This window comes from Deinococcus actinosclerus, assembly GCF_001507665.1.
GTDB classification, from domain to species: Bacteria; Deinococcota; Deinococci; order Deinococcales; family Deinococcaceae; genus Deinococcus; species Deinococcus actinosclerus.
This window is the reverse complement of record NZ_CP013910.1, coordinates 2,908,955-2,921,440: the sequence shown is the minus strand read 5'-3', so window position 1 is coordinate 2,921,440 and position 12,486 is coordinate 2,908,955. Positions and strand designations below refer to the sequence as shown.

The window sequence follows — 12,486 nt, the reverse complement described above, 5'->3', positions numbered from 1 at the left end:
TCCTCCGGGGCATGAGCGACATCGCAGAACGCTACGTGCGGCTGGCCCACGCCATCGACGCGCACTCCGAGGGCTTCATCGACGGGTACGGCGGCCCGCAGGACTGGGCCGTGCGGGAGAAACGCGACCCGCAGGCGCTGCGGGACGAGGCGCAGGCCCTCCTGGCGGACGTGGCGGGCGTGCCCGAACCCGAGCGGCGCGCGTGGCTGGAGGTGCAGGTGCGCGCCATGCACACCATGACCCGCCTGCTGTCCGGCGAGGCGATCCCCTACGCCGACGAGGTGCGCGGCCTGTACGACATCGAACCGCGCCGCGCCGACCTGGGCGAGCTGGACGCTGCGCTGGCCGAACTGGACGCCACGCTGCCCGGCAGCGGCCCCCTGCGCGAGCGCGAGGAGGCCCTGCGCGCCCGGCTGGCCGTGCCGCGCGGCGAGATCCTGCGCGTGGCGGAGCCGATCCTGGCCGAACTGCGCGCCCGCGTCTCGGGGCGCTTCGGCCTGCCCGGCGGCGAGGACTTCAGCATCGAACTCGTGACCGACAAGCCCTGGAGCGGGTACAACTGGCCGCTGGGGAACCTGCGTAGCCGCATCGATATCAACACCGACCTTCCGGTGCTGCTGCCCGCCCTGCCCGACCTGATGGCGCACGAGGGTTACCCCGGCCACCACACCGAGCACGCCACCAAGGAAGCCCGGCTGGTGCGGGAGCGCGGCTGGCACGAGCACAGCATCCAGCTCATCAACGCGCCGGAATGCGTGGTGTCCGAGGGCATCGCCGTGAACGCCCTGCGCGCCGTGATGACCCGTGAGGAACTGGAGGCGTGGCTGACCGGCGACCTCGCCGAGCTGGCGGGCGTGGACCCCGAGGACATCCGCACGTTCCTGGCCGCCAGCCGCATCAAGAAGGCCCTGGCCGGCGTGAGCGGCGAGGCCGCCATGCGCCTGCACGCCGACGGCGCCCCAGAGGCCGGGGTGCTGGACTTCCTGCGCACCTACGCGCTGGCCAGCGACGCCCGCGCCGCGCAGTCCCTGCGCTTCATCCAGAATCCGAACTTCCGCGCGTACATCTTCACCTATTCGGTCGGTGGGGACCTCGTGGGTGCGGAACTCGACCGGGGCGGCGCAGGCGCCTACGCGCGGCTGCTGCGCGAACCCGTCACGCCCGGCCAGCTGCGCGCCTGACCAGCGCGGGCAGGGGGAGGGGAGACCTGCGCCTCGCCCTCCCCCCGCCCCGCGCAGATCAGCGCTTGAGGATGCTCTCGATCTGCTCGATCACGTCGCTGCTCAGGCGCACGCCGGCGGCCTTCACGGTGTCCTCGATCTGCTGGACCTTCGTTGCCCCCGTAATGACGCTGCTCACGCCCTTCTGGCGCAGGATCCAGGCCAGGGCCAGCTGCGCGCGCGTGATGCCCAGGTCGTCCGCAACCTGTTTCAGGTCGCGCACCTTCTGGATGTTCTCCTCCGTGAGGAAGTTCTTGCCCCAGTTCTCCTTCTCGGTCAGGCGCGCGCCCTCGGGCTTGCCCGCGTCGTACTTGCCGGTCAGCAGACCCATCGCCAGGGGGCTCCAGACGACCAGACCCACGCCCGCCTCCTCGGTGTAGGGCAGGATCTCGCCCTCGACGCGGTCGCGGCGGATCATGGAGTACTCGGGCTGCTCGGTGACGGGCGCGTGCAGGCCGTTGGCCTTCGCGAACTCGACCGCCTGCGCGATGCGCGCCGCGGGCCACATGCTCGTGCCCCAGTACAGCGCCTTGCCGTCCCGGATGACCTGATCGAAGGCCATGACGATCTCTTCCATGGGCACGTCCGGGTCGTAGCGGTGCGCGAAGTAGATGTCGAGGTGATCGGTGCCCAGGCGCCTGAGGCTCCCGTCGATGCTGTGCAGAATGTGCTTGCGGCTCAGGCCACGGTCGTTCACGTCGTCACTCATGGGCCAGTAGACCTTCGAGCTGATGACCAGCGTGTGGCGGGGGAACTCCTTGAGGGCGGCGCCCATGAGTTCCTCGCTGCGGCCCTTGGCGTAGATGTCGGCCTGATCGAAGAAGTTCACGCCACCCTCGTACGCGGCGGTGACGATCTCGCGCACCATCGCCGAGGCGTCCTGGTTGATGCCGTAGGTTTCCCAGCCGCCCAGGGCGACTTCACTGACCTTCAGACCACTCCTGCCGAGGTTCCGGTATTCCATGCGCGACACTTTATCTCTTAAAGCATTCGCGGCAGGTCAGATGGAGATTTCATAAAGAAAGGCTCATCACGATGTGCCCGGTCTGTGGAATTGCCCGACCGCATGGACACGCCCGGTGGTCCTGTCTCCAGGCCAGGGCGGCCGTTCAGGACGCCAGCCGCGCCTGATCCCGCCCCGCCGCCTTGGCCCCATACAGCGCCGCGTCCGCCCGGCGCAGCAGATCCGGCAGCAGGGCCGCCGGGTCCGCCAGCGGCCGGGCGGTCACGGCCACACCGGCACTGACGGTCACGCCCAGCACCTCCACCCGCTGCGCAAACGCCTCCCGCAGGGCATTGACCCGCGCCAGCAGCGCCTCCTCGCCGCTGGCCGCCGTCACCCACACGAACTCCTCGCCGCCGTGCCGCGTGAGCAGATCGCCGGGGACCGCGTGCTCCCGCATCACGTCGGCCAGCACCCGGATCACGCGGTCGCCCTCGGCATGTCCGTAGCGGTCGTTCACGTCCTTGAAGTGGTCGATGTCCAGCATGACCAGCCCGGTCCGGCCCGCCGCGCCGGACTGCCGGGCCCCGAACGTCTCGAACAGCGCGCGCCGGTTGCCCAGCCCGGTCAGCGGATCGGTGCGCCCGGCCTGCTCCAGTGCCCAGGCCTCCTGCTCGGCCACCCCCCGGAAGTACGCCACGGCCACCCCGGTCAGCAGCACCGGCAGCGCCGTGACGATCACCTCCACGACCCACAGGTGCGGCGGGTTCAGGCCGTACCGGGTGCGCACCCACACCATCAGCGTGACGCTCGCCAGCCCGAGCAGCTGCTGCGCCCACACCAGTCGCCGGGGCAGGAACCCGGCGGCGAAGACCGTCACCCACAGCTGCGTCATGCTGGAAAACTGCGAGCCGAACAGGAACGTCTCGCCCAGCACGCCCCCCAGGGTGCAGACCTGCGCCAGCAGCAGCAGCGGCAGATCGAAGCGTCTCAGCGGCGGCCGGCGCCGCGCCCGCCACAGCAGCGCCAGCGCCCCCAGACTGCCGATCCCGTTGCCCAGCATCAGCGCCCGCCCCAGGTCAGGCCGCGCCCCCGGCCCCCCGGGCAGCAGCAGGCCCAGCGCCGCCAGCCCCACCCCGGCCCCGAAGAACATCACCAGCACCCAGAACTTCACCGGGTCACGGTCCGTGCCGGACAGGGGAGGCAGGCGCGGCGTCATGCCCCTATTGGGCACCCTCGACTCTCACAGGTGCCTGACGGTGGACCTCCTCAGCGTCCCGCCGGCCGCCGGCGGTACCGATCCTGCACCAGTCCCGACGGGAAGGCCCGCGTGCCCTGATGATCCCACCACACGTCGCCGGCCAGCGCGCCGAACAGGGGCTTGCCCTGCCCCAGCAGCACCGGCACGCGCGTGACGATCAGCTCCCCGATCAGGCCGGCGCGCAGGAACGCCTGCACGGTCTGCCCGCCGTCCACGTAGACGCCGCCCACCCCCTGCGCCCGCAACTCGGCGGCCAGCACCTCCGGCGGTCCCGGATGCACCGTCACCTCGGCCCGCAGCGCCTCCGGCACGTCCGCGCCGGTCAGGGTGCGGCTCAGGACCAGCAGCCGCCTGCCCGCGTAGGGCCACGGCCGGAAGTCCCGCACCGCCCCGAAGGTCGCGCGGCCCATCACGATCACCTCGGTACCCGCCATGAACGCCTCGAACCCGTGATCCTCACCCGCCGGCGCGGGCACCCCGTCCGGCGCCGCCCCCGGCAGCCAGTCCAGCCGCCCGTCGGGCCGCGCGATGAATCCGTCCAGGCTGGTGGCGATGAACACCCGAAAGGTCGTCATGCCTCCAGCCTACCCGGCCCCCGGTGCCGGCCCGCCCGGCGCGCGGCTCAGATCTGCCCGTCGAACCGGTCGCGGTACACCACGTACGCCACGCCCAGCGTCGTCAGGGTCGAGACCAGACTGCTCAGGCCGTAACTGATCAGCGGCAGCGTGATGCCCGTCAGCGGCAACACGCTCAGCGCCGCGCCGATGTTCTCGATCACCTGGAAACCGATCTGCCCCAGGATGCCCGCGAACAGCACCTGATCCTGCAACCGGGGCGACTGCGCGGCCATGCCGGCCAGCCCCCAGAACAGCCCCCCGTACAGCAGCAGCACGCCCAGCGCGCCCACCAGCCCCTGCTCCTCCGCCCAGGTACTGAACGCGAAGTCCGTGTGCGCCTCGGGCAGGAAGCCGTTGTGCGACTGGCTGCCCTGCTTGTACCCCTTGCCCTCCACCCCGCCCGAGCCGACCGCGATGATGCTCTGGATCACCTGATAGCCCGCCCCGCGCGGATCCTGATACGGATTCACGAAGATCGTCAGGCGCTTTTGCTGGTACGGCTCCAGGTGCGGAAACAGCACGGTCGGCACCGCCACGCTCACGGCCAGCACCGCCAGCGCCGCGTGCCACCACGGGATGCGCGCCGCCAGCAGCATCACGCCGAACATCACGCTCAGCACCATCGCCCCGCCGAAATCGTTCACGACCACCAGACCGACCGCCGGCAGGAACACCGCCAGCGCCCGCGCGTACGTGGGCAGGCCCTTGAAACCGCCGCGCAGCACCAGCGCCAGCATCAGGATCAGGGCCAGTTTCGTGAGTTCCAGCGGCTGGAACTGGATGGGCCCCAGCATGATCCAGTTCTTCTGCCCGTTCACCTCCTTGCCGATCACGAACGTACTCGCCTGGAGCAGCAGCGCCAGTCCGAACAGGTGCGGCGCGAAGCGGTAGATGCGGTCGCGCCCCGCCCACCACAGCGCCCCCAGCGGCACGGCAGCCAGCAGCACGCCCAGCATCTGCTTCACGAAGATCCCTTCCGAGACGCGCGGGGACAGGGCCGCCGTGCTGACCGTCAGCAGACCTGCGAGCAGCAGCAGCGCGATGATCATCGGGAAACGCAGGTCGTACTTCACGCAGAACTCCGGGCGGGGCAGGTCACGCCACCCAGGGTAGGCGCATGGAGCCAGAAAATCCTAAGAGCCGCTGACCCGGTTCTCATCTGCGCGGGCCGGCCCCGGCTCAACGGACGGAGGCCTGAGCCGCAGCCCAGGCCTCCGTCCCCGCACCCGCCCTCAGCGGCTGCGCCCACCCGGAGCGGGCGGCTCGTCCAGCGGGATGTTCGCCATCAGCACGACCATGTCGCCGCGCTGCTCGACCTCCACGCTGCTGTTCCCCGCCGGGAAGTAGCGCCGCACGACCTCCAGCAGGTCGTTGCGCAGCGCGTCCACCTTGCCGGGCGGAATCTGCGCCCGGTCATACGCCAGCACCAGCTCCAGACGGTCTTTCAGCGTCTCCTTCGTCCGGCCGCGCTTCATCCAGGAAAACACGTCAGGCCCCCCCGAACAGTCGGCGCAGCGCCGCCAGGAACCCCCGGTCCTCCTCGAACTTCGGGTACGGCACGTCCTCGCCCTTCAGGCGCCGCGCGGTCGCCATGAACGCCTCCCCGGCCTTCGTCTTGCCCAGCACCGCCGGCTCACCGACGTTCGTGCTCACGATGATCCCCTCGTCCTCCGGGATGATCCCGATCGGTTTCACGCCCAGGATGTCCAGGATGTCCGCCTCGGAGAGCATGTTGCCGCTCGCGACCATCTTCGGCCGCAGGCGGTTGATCACCAGCCGGATCTCATTGACCTGCTGCGCTTCGAGCAGCCCGATGATCCGGTCGGCGTCACGCACGCTGGAGACCTCGGGGTTCACCACGACCAGCGCCCCCTCGGCCGGCGCGGCGGCCGTCTTGAAGCCCGACTCGATGCCCGCCGGGGAGTCGATCAGGATGCGCGAGAAGCCCTCCTGCTCCACCAGATCCCGCACCACGCCCTTGAACACCTCGGGGTCCAGGGCGTCCTTGTCACGCGTCTGGGACGCGGGCAGCAGGTACAGGTTCTCCACGCGCTTGTCCCGGATCAGCGCCTGACTCATGCGGCACTTGCCTTCCAGCACGTCCACGAGGTCGAACACCACGCGCGACTCCAGGCCCATCACCACGTCGAGGTTGCGCAGACCCACGTCCACGTCGATGACGGCGACCTTCTCGCCCAGCTTGGCCAGCGCCGCTCCAATATTCGCGGTGGTCGTGGTTTTGCCCACGCCCCCCTTCCCGGACGTGACGACAATCACCTTGGCATTCATGTTCCGGCAGTGTAGCGCGAGTGCATGAGGGGGTGTGCACCGACCTGTGCGGCGCATGGGGCGGCGTCCCCGGCCCGCACCATGACCGCAGCTGAAAGTCAAGTCAGTTCAGGACGCGCCGGAGCGGTGGCAGTTGTTACGCTCCGGCCGGGTCACCGCGTGAGCGTGCCGTACACGTTCCATGAAGACCCTGATCTGAACGCACCGGAGGCACCACCATGAGAACAACTGCCCTCGCCCTGCTGACCCTGACGACCACCCTCGTCGCCTGCACACCCCCCCAGACGCCCGAAGTGGACGACCTGAAGCCCTTTACCAGCCAGACCCTGAACTGGACGACCTGCGACCCCACCATCCTGGGAATGGACAGCCAGAGCCCGGACGTGCAGGGCATCCTGAATGATCCCAGTATCGCGGGCCGCCTCACCTGCGCCGACGTTCGCGTGCCCGCCAACTGGAGCAATCCCGCTGCCGGAACCGCCAGCTTCGCACTGATCCGCGTGGCCGCCAGCGACACCGCCAAACGCCAGGGCGCGATCTTCTTCAACCCCGGCGGCCCCGGTGGCGACGGCCTGATCTTCGCCCCGCTGTTCGCCTACCAGTGGGCCAGTGACTGGAACCCGTCCAAGAACGCCACGCAACTCAAGGCCATGACCCAGCAGTACGACCTGATCGGTTTCTCCCCGCGGGGCGTGGGCGCCAGCAGCCGACTGAACTGCGGCACCAACGAGTTCGCCGCTCCCATCAACCCGCCCACCACCGACCAGAGCGACGCGAATTTCGAGGCCATGAAACGTCAGGGCCGCCTGCTGGCCCTGGCCTGCCAGAAAAATCCGCTGACTCCCCTGATCAACACCGACGCCACCGCCCGTGACCTGAACCTCGCGCGGCAGCTGATGGGCGACGCGAAACTGAACTACATCGGGTACTCGTACGGCACGTGGCTGGGCTCGTGGTACGCCAAGCTGTTCCCGCAGCAGACCGGCCGCATGCTCCTGGACGGCAACATGTCCTGGAACACGACCATGGAGCACGCCTTCGGCTTGCAACCCGCCGCGTTCGAACGCGACTTCCGCGACGCGATGGCTCCCTACCTCGCCCGTCAGAACGCCACCTTCGGGCTGGGCGGCACGGGCGCCGAGGTGTACGCCGCGCAGAACAGGCTGGCTGAGCCGCTGCGCAGCGTCATGGGCAACATCATCGCGCAGTTCCTCTACCAGCGTGACGCGTACCCCTTCGCAGGCGAACTGCTCAAGACCACCGTTGTCCTCGACGCGCTGATCAAGGCCCACCCGGACGCCACCTCGGACGAACTGATGAGTCTGGCGGCCCAGGCCACCTACTTCGACGATCCCGACATGAATGCCAAGGCCGCGCAGAACGCTCAGTTCCTGCTGATGATCCGCGAGTCGCAGCTGAACCCGGCGCCCTTCCCGGTCGAACTGGACGCCTCGTCCTCGACCTTCACGGCCATCACCTGTAACGACACCCCCTGGACCAGCACCCTGGAGCAGGCCCGCGCCAAGGGCCGGCAGGACGCCGAGCAGTACCCCCTGATCGGCGGGTACGACGCCGCCAATCCCTGCTACCAGTGGAAGGGCGGCCCCAGCGTCAAGCAGCCCGCGCTCCCCAAAAACATGCCGCCCATCCTGATGCTCCAGAACGAGCTGGACCCTGCCACCCCGCAGGAAGGTGCGCTGGAAGCCCTGAACAGCACGCCCAGCGCGAAGATGATCCTGATCGACGATGAGCCCCAGCACGCCGCGTTCCCGTACGGCACCACCTGCGTGGACGGCCCCATCACCGAGTACTTCCTGACTGGGAAGCTGCCGAGCGATAAGCTGAGCACGTGCACGGCTCTGCCGCTCTGGGATGAGGAAAAGGCCGTCCCGGTCAAGACGCTGACCGTCAGGAACGGGGGGCTCTGCATCGCCCAGCCTGTTCTCAGCAGCCAGACCTTGGGTGAACAGCGCCTGACCGCGGCCCGGAACGAAACCCGGCACATCATCACGCAGAACGCGGGCCGCTTCCTGCCGAAGACCCTGGCGCTGAGCCCCGAACTGCGCGCGAAGCTGACCGTGCAGAGCTGCCAGTAACCGTCCGCTTGTAATCCAGTTCCAACCCCCTGCGGCCCGTCACGGTAGAGTGGCGGGCTGAAGTGCTGTGCCCCCGCCCGAGCGGGTGTGGCGTGGCGAGGAGTGAGCATGACGGAAGCAGTGAAGCCCGCCACCGCGGGCGCAAGAAAGGTGGGGTTCATCAGCCTGGGGTGCCCGAAGGCGCTGGTGGACAGCGAGCGGATCCTGACGCAGTTGCGCGTGGAGGGCTACGAGGTCGCGCCCAGCTACGAGGACGCCGACGCGGTGATCGTGAACACGTGTGGGTTCATCACGCCCGCCGTGGAGGAGTCCCTGAACGCGATCGGGGAGGCGCTGGACGCGACCGGGAAGGTCATCGTGACCGGCTGCCTGGGCGAGCGCCCGGAGAAGATCATGGAGCGGCACCCGAAGGTCGCGGCGATCACCGGAAGCGAGGCCGTGGACGACGTGATGGGGCACGTGCGCACCCTGCTGCCCATCGAGACGGACGCGTTCACGGGCCTGCTGCCGGTCGCCGCGCCCGGCACGCGCGCCGGGGCGGAGCAGCCCGCGCGCGAGGACACCCGGCATGGGGACGTGTTCGCGCCCAGCGTGAAGCTCACGCCGCGTCACTACGCGTACGTGAAGATCGCCGAGGGCTGCAACCACACCTGCTCGTTCTGCATCATCCCAAAGCTGCGCGGCCTGCAGGTGTCGCGCGACGCGGGCGCGGTGCTGTACGAGGCGTTCCGATTGATCGCGGGCGGCACGAAGGAACTCATGATCATCAGCCAGGACACCAGCGCGTACGGCGTGGACGTCCGCTACCGCGAGTCCGAATTCCAGGGCGAGCAGGTCCGCGCGCACCTGACCGACCTCGCCGTGAAACTCGGGGAGATGGGCGCGTGGGTGCGCATGCACTACGTGTACCCCTACCCGCACGTCGAGAAGATCGTGGAACTCATGGCCCAGGGCAAGATCCTCCCTTACCTGGACGTGCCGCTGCAGCACGCCAGCCCGAAGGTGCTGCGCGCCATGCGACGCCCCGGCGCGGGCAAGCAGCTCGACACCATCCGCCGCTGGCGCGAGATCTGCCCGGAACTGGTGATCCGCTCGACGTTCATCGTGGGCTTTCCCGGCGAGACCGAGGAGGACTTCCAGGAGCTGCTGACGTTCCTGGAGGACGCCCGCCTGGACCGCGTGGGGGCCTTCGCGTACAGCGACGTCGAGGAAGCGGACGCGAACGCGCTGCCCGGCGCGGTGCCGCAGGAGGTCAAGGAGGAGCGGCTGGCACGCTTCATGGAGGTCGCGCAGCGCATCAGCGCCGAGAAGCTCGCCGAGAAGGTCGGCACCGTGATGGACGTCATCATCGACGAGTTCAACGACGACGAGGACGACCAGCCCGGCACGAAACTCATCGGCCGCACGAAGGGCGACGCGCCCGGCATCGACGGGCAGGTGTACGTGTACGCCGCCGACTTCGCCGGAGCCGTGAAGATCGGGGACATCGTCCGCGTGCGCATCGAGGACAGCGACGAGTACGACCTGTACGGCGAGGTCGTCGAGACGCCCGAGTGGCGCCCCAACGTGCCGCAGCTGGGCCACTTCGGCAAGCACTGAACTGAACTCCGGTGGCCGGGCTGTCCGGTGGCCCTCCACCGGGCGGATAGAAGGGGGTGGGCTGCTCAGGTGGCCTGCCCCTTCACCGTTTCCGGGCTTCAGCTCACGTCGGGATGGGGGAGACTGCGGGGGTGATCCGACTGCACTTCAATCGACCCGGCAACCGCACGGGGCGGCAGCCGAGTACGTGGCTGCTGGACGCGCCGATCTTCACGGTCTGCCCGAACTGCGGCTTCACGCCGCCCGAGGCGCTGCGCTACGTGGGGAGCCGCTACGGGTACGTGGGCAGCTTCACGTGCTCCAGGTGCGGCGCCCGCATCGGCATCACCGACGGTGACTGCCGGCCCCCGGTGCGCTTCACCGCCGACGTGCCGGGCCAGCCGCAGGTGTCGTTCATCTACGAGGACGTGTACCGCCTGAACTGGGCCGATCTGGAACGGGCCGGGGCCGCGCTCCGCACCTCCCTGATCTCGCCGGGCGAGAAGGGCTACGTGGATGTCGAGGCCGCCCTGCGCGCCCTGGAGGCCGAGATCGCCCGCCTGGACCTCCCGCACGCCCCTGCCCCCCTGCCGGACGGGGTGACGTGGGTGCCGCTGCCGCTGCGCGCGTGGCTGGACGCGCTGCACACGCTGGGGGTGTGACCGCGCGGCCGGTGGCGGGCTGGTCTGCCGGGGCGGGCACGCAAGACGCGTGTGATGAATGTTCCCTACACTGCCAGGGTGACCCCTGACGTCCTTCTCGTGATCTTCGCCGGGCTGCTGGGCCTGCTGGTGGGTTCGTTCTCGAATGTGCTCATCTGGCGGCTGCCGCGCGGGGAGAACATCGCGTTCCCGCCCAGCCACTGCCCGAACTGCGACCACCGCCTGGGCGTCACCGATCTCGTGCCCGTGTTCTCCTGGCTGAGCCTGGGCGGGAAGTGCCGCTACTGCAGGGCCCCCATCAAGGCTCGCTACCCGGTGGTGGAACTCCTGACCGGGATCGGGTACGCGGCCATCGCGGCGCTGTTTCCGCCGCTGACGGTCGGCTGGGGCGCGCTGGGCCTGATGGTGCTGTTCACGATCCTGCTCGTCGGCAGCGCCATCGACCTGGACACCTACACCATCCCCGACGAACTGACCCTGCCCGGCGTGGCGCTGGGCGTGCTGTTCGGCCTCCTGAACGGGCGGGCGGGCGTGGAGGGCCTTCCGGACCTTGCGGGCGCGGTGCAGGGGGCGCTGCTGGGGGCCGGGGTGGTCGTGGCGATCAACCAGTTCGGGTCGTGGGTGCTGCGCCGCTTCCGCGAGCGGGCCTTCCCGGAGTTCCCCATCGGGTACCAGCAGATCAGCCTCGCGCTGCTGGCCGGCGCGTGGCTGGGGCCGTGGTGGGGGGCGGGCGTGGGCCTGCTGTCCGCCCTGGTGAACGTCGCCGCCCGCCGCGTGATCCGCATGCCGGAACTGCTCACGCTGGGCGGCCTGCTCGTCAGCGTGATGCTGGGTAGCGCCGGGTACGGCCCCGGCATGATCCTGATGGTGCAGGGCGCACTTGCGGCCGCCGGGGCGGTGTCGCTCGCCTGCGGCGTGTACTGGTGGCTCCACTGGCGCCGCCACCGCGAGGACGACGGCGCGGCGGACGACACGCAGGTGGACGCCAGCGCGATGGGTTTCGGGGACGTGAAACTGGCCGCCGTGATCGGCGCGTTCCTGGGCTGGGAGCGGCTGCTGCTGGCGCTGGTCGTCGCGGTGTTCGCCGGGGCGATCTTCGGGGTGGCGCAGCTCGCCCTGCGCAGCGAGAACCGCGTGAAGTTCGGGCCGTTCCTCGCGCTGGGCGCCGTGGTGGCCCTGCTGTGGGGCGCCTCGCTGATCGGCAGTTACCGCGCGATGCTGGGACTGTAGGAGAGGCAAATGGCGAAAGGCAGCTGGCGGAGGTGCCGTGACCGGGCCTCCGCCAGGTGCTATCTGCCATCCGCTGCTGTTACATCTTGACGCTGGTGCAGGTCACGCCGGCGTCGGCCGGGGCGCCGCTGGCGTCCTTGGCGGTGTGGATGTTGAAGTACGTGGCGTTCATGACGTCGGCGGCGGCCACGCTGCCCGAGAGGGTCAGCATGCCCATGGCGTCACTCTGGCCGACGATCATGCTGCTCATGATGGGCGCGCCGCCGCTGCTGCACGGATCGGTGCTGGCGGTGCCCTGCACGTGGTAGTGCGCAACGTAGTAGGTGTTCGGGGCCAGGCCGCTGACCATGGCGTTCGTCATGACGGTCATGCCGTCACGCTTGACGGTGACGTTGCCGCTGGAGTTCAGCGCGCCGCCTGCCGGCTGCTTGGCCAGGGTGTAGGACATGGGGGCGTACATCATGGCGCAGGAACCCAGGGCGAGGGACAGGGCGGACACGAGCAGGGTCTTCTTCATGGGGTGACCTCCGGTGGAATGAATTGAACAGCGGTGAACTCGGGCAGTCTGTGCCTGAGCGGGCCGCGCAGAG

Annotated in this window: 12 protein-coding genes; 5 read left to right on the top strand and 7 right to left on the bottom strand. The window is 69.5% G+C overall.

What is annotated here, in order from left to right; all coding sequences use genetic code 11:
• Positions 1 to 11: 11 nt before the first annotated feature.
• The gene (locus tag AUC44_RS14355) at positions 12 to 1,181 is read left to right on the top strand and encodes a DUF885 domain-containing protein (RefSeq protein ID WP_062159330.1); all 1,170 of its coding nucleotides are present in this window, start codon (positions 12 to 14) and stop codon (positions 1,179 to 1,181) included.
• Positions 1,182 to 1,239: 58 nt separating this feature from the next.
• Here AUC44_RS14355 and AUC44_RS14350 read toward each other — a convergent pair whose 3' ends face one another.
• The 6 genes from AUC44_RS14350 to minD form a co-directional block, all read right to left on the bottom strand.
• Positions 1,240 to 2,184 carry an aldo/keto reductase family protein gene (locus AUC44_RS14350; protein ID WP_062159329.1) on the bottom strand — a complete coding sequence of 315 codons (945 nt, stop codon included), beginning with the start codon at positions 2,182 to 2,184 and terminating at the stop codon, positions 1,240 to 1,242.
• 145 nt (positions 2,185 to 2,329) lie between these two features.
• Positions 2,330 to 3,382, bottom strand: coding sequence for a GGDEF domain-containing protein (locus AUC44_RS14345; RefSeq protein WP_062159328.1), 1,053 nt, complete (start codon positions 3,380 to 3,382; stop codon positions 2,330 to 2,332).
• Between the two features lie 50 nt (positions 3,383 to 3,432).
• Complete coding sequence (locus tag AUC44_RS14340; RefSeq protein WP_062159327.1) at positions 3,433 to 3,999, bottom strand: dihydrofolate reductase family protein; 567 nt, start codon at positions 3,997 to 3,999, stop codon at positions 3,433 to 3,435.
• A 47-nt stretch (positions 4,000 to 4,046) separates the two neighbouring features.
• A complete protein-coding gene (locus tag AUC44_RS14335; RefSeq protein ID WP_062159326.1) occupies positions 4,047 to 5,114 on the bottom strand; it encodes an FtsW/RodA/SpoVE family cell cycle protein in 1,068 nt (355 codons plus the stop codon).
• A 159-nt stretch (positions 5,115 to 5,273) separates the two neighbouring features.
• A complete protein-coding gene (gene minE, locus AUC44_RS14330) occupies positions 5,274 to 5,528 on the bottom strand; it encodes a cell division topological specificity factor MinE (protein WP_062159325.1) in 255 nt (84 codons plus the stop codon).
• A gap of 1 nt (position 5,529) precedes the next feature.
• Positions 5,530 to 6,330: a septum site-determining protein MinD gene (minD, locus tag AUC44_RS14325; RefSeq protein WP_062159324.1), complete on the bottom strand. Its 801-nt coding sequence runs from the start codon at positions 6,328 to 6,330 to the stop codon at positions 5,530 to 5,532.
• Positions 6,331 to 6,548: 218 nt separating this feature from the next.
• Here minD and AUC44_RS14320 point away from each other — a divergent pair, with 218 nt between their 5' ends.
• The 4 genes from AUC44_RS14320 to AUC44_RS14305 all read left to right on the top strand — a co-directional run bounded on the left by AUC44_RS14320 (position 6,549) and on the right by AUC44_RS14305 (position 11,896).
• A complete protein-coding gene (locus AUC44_RS14320) occupies positions 6,549 to 8,426 on the top strand; it encodes an alpha/beta hydrolase (protein WP_062159323.1) in 1,878 nt (625 codons plus the stop codon).
• Positions 8,427 to 8,534: 108 nt separating this feature from the next.
• The gene (rimO, locus tag AUC44_RS14315) at positions 8,535 to 10,025 is read left to right on the top strand and encodes a 30S ribosomal protein S12 methylthiotransferase RimO (protein ID WP_062159878.1); all 1,491 of its coding nucleotides are present in this window, start codon (positions 8,535 to 8,537) and stop codon (positions 10,023 to 10,025) included.
• A gap of 131 nt (positions 10,026 to 10,156) precedes the next feature.
• A complete protein-coding gene (locus tag AUC44_RS14310) occupies positions 10,157 to 10,666 on the top strand; it encodes a transcription initiation factor IIE subunit alpha family protein (protein WP_062159322.1) in 510 nt (169 codons plus the stop codon).
• Between the two features lie 78 nt (positions 10,667 to 10,744).
• Positions 10,745 to 11,896: a prepilin peptidase gene (locus tag AUC44_RS14305; protein ID WP_157445392.1), complete on the top strand. Its 1,152-nt coding sequence runs from the start codon at positions 10,745 to 10,747 to the stop codon at positions 11,894 to 11,896.
• 79 nt (positions 11,897 to 11,975) lie between these two features.
• Here the strand turns inward: AUC44_RS14305 and AUC44_RS14300 are convergent, their stop codons facing one another.
• Positions 11,976 to 12,413: a hypothetical protein gene (locus AUC44_RS14300; protein WP_062159320.1), complete on the bottom strand. Its 438-nt coding sequence runs from the start codon at positions 12,411 to 12,413 to the stop codon at positions 11,976 to 11,978.
• Positions 12,414 to 12,486 lie beyond the last annotated feature (73 nt).

Excerpts from the sequence above, each read along its gene's own strand:
- rimO (WP_062159878.1), top strand. The coding sequence starts at position 8,535 with ATGACGGAAGCAGTGAAGCCCGCCACCGCGGGCGCAAGAAAGGTGGGG.
- AUC44_RS14340 (WP_062159327.1), bottom strand. The coding sequence starts at position 3,999 with ATGACGACCTTTCGGGTGTTCATCGCCACCAGCCTGGACGGATTCATC.
- minD (WP_062159324.1), bottom strand. The coding sequence starts at position 6,330 with ATGAATGCCAAGGTGATTGTCGTCACGTCCGGGAAGGGGGGCGTGGGC.
- AUC44_RS14350 (WP_062159329.1), bottom strand. The coding sequence starts at position 2,184 with ATGGAATACCGGAACCTCGGCAGGAGTGGTCTGAAGGTCAGTGAAGTC.
- AUC44_RS14300 (WP_062159320.1), bottom strand. The coding sequence starts at position 12,413 with ATGAAGAAGACCCTGCTCGTGTCCGCCCTGTCCCTCGCCCTGGGTTCC.
- AUC44_RS14355 (WP_062159330.1), top strand. The coding sequence starts at position 12 with ATGAGCGACATCGCAGAACGCTACGTGCGGCTGGCCCACGCCATCGAC.
- AUC44_RS14345 (WP_062159328.1), bottom strand. The coding sequence starts at position 3,382 with ATGACGCCGCGCCTGCCTCCCCTGTCCGGCACGGACCGTGACCCGGTG.
- AUC44_RS14320 (WP_062159323.1), top strand. The coding sequence starts at position 6,549 with ATGAGAACAACTGCCCTCGCCCTGCTGACCCTGACGACCACCCTCGTC.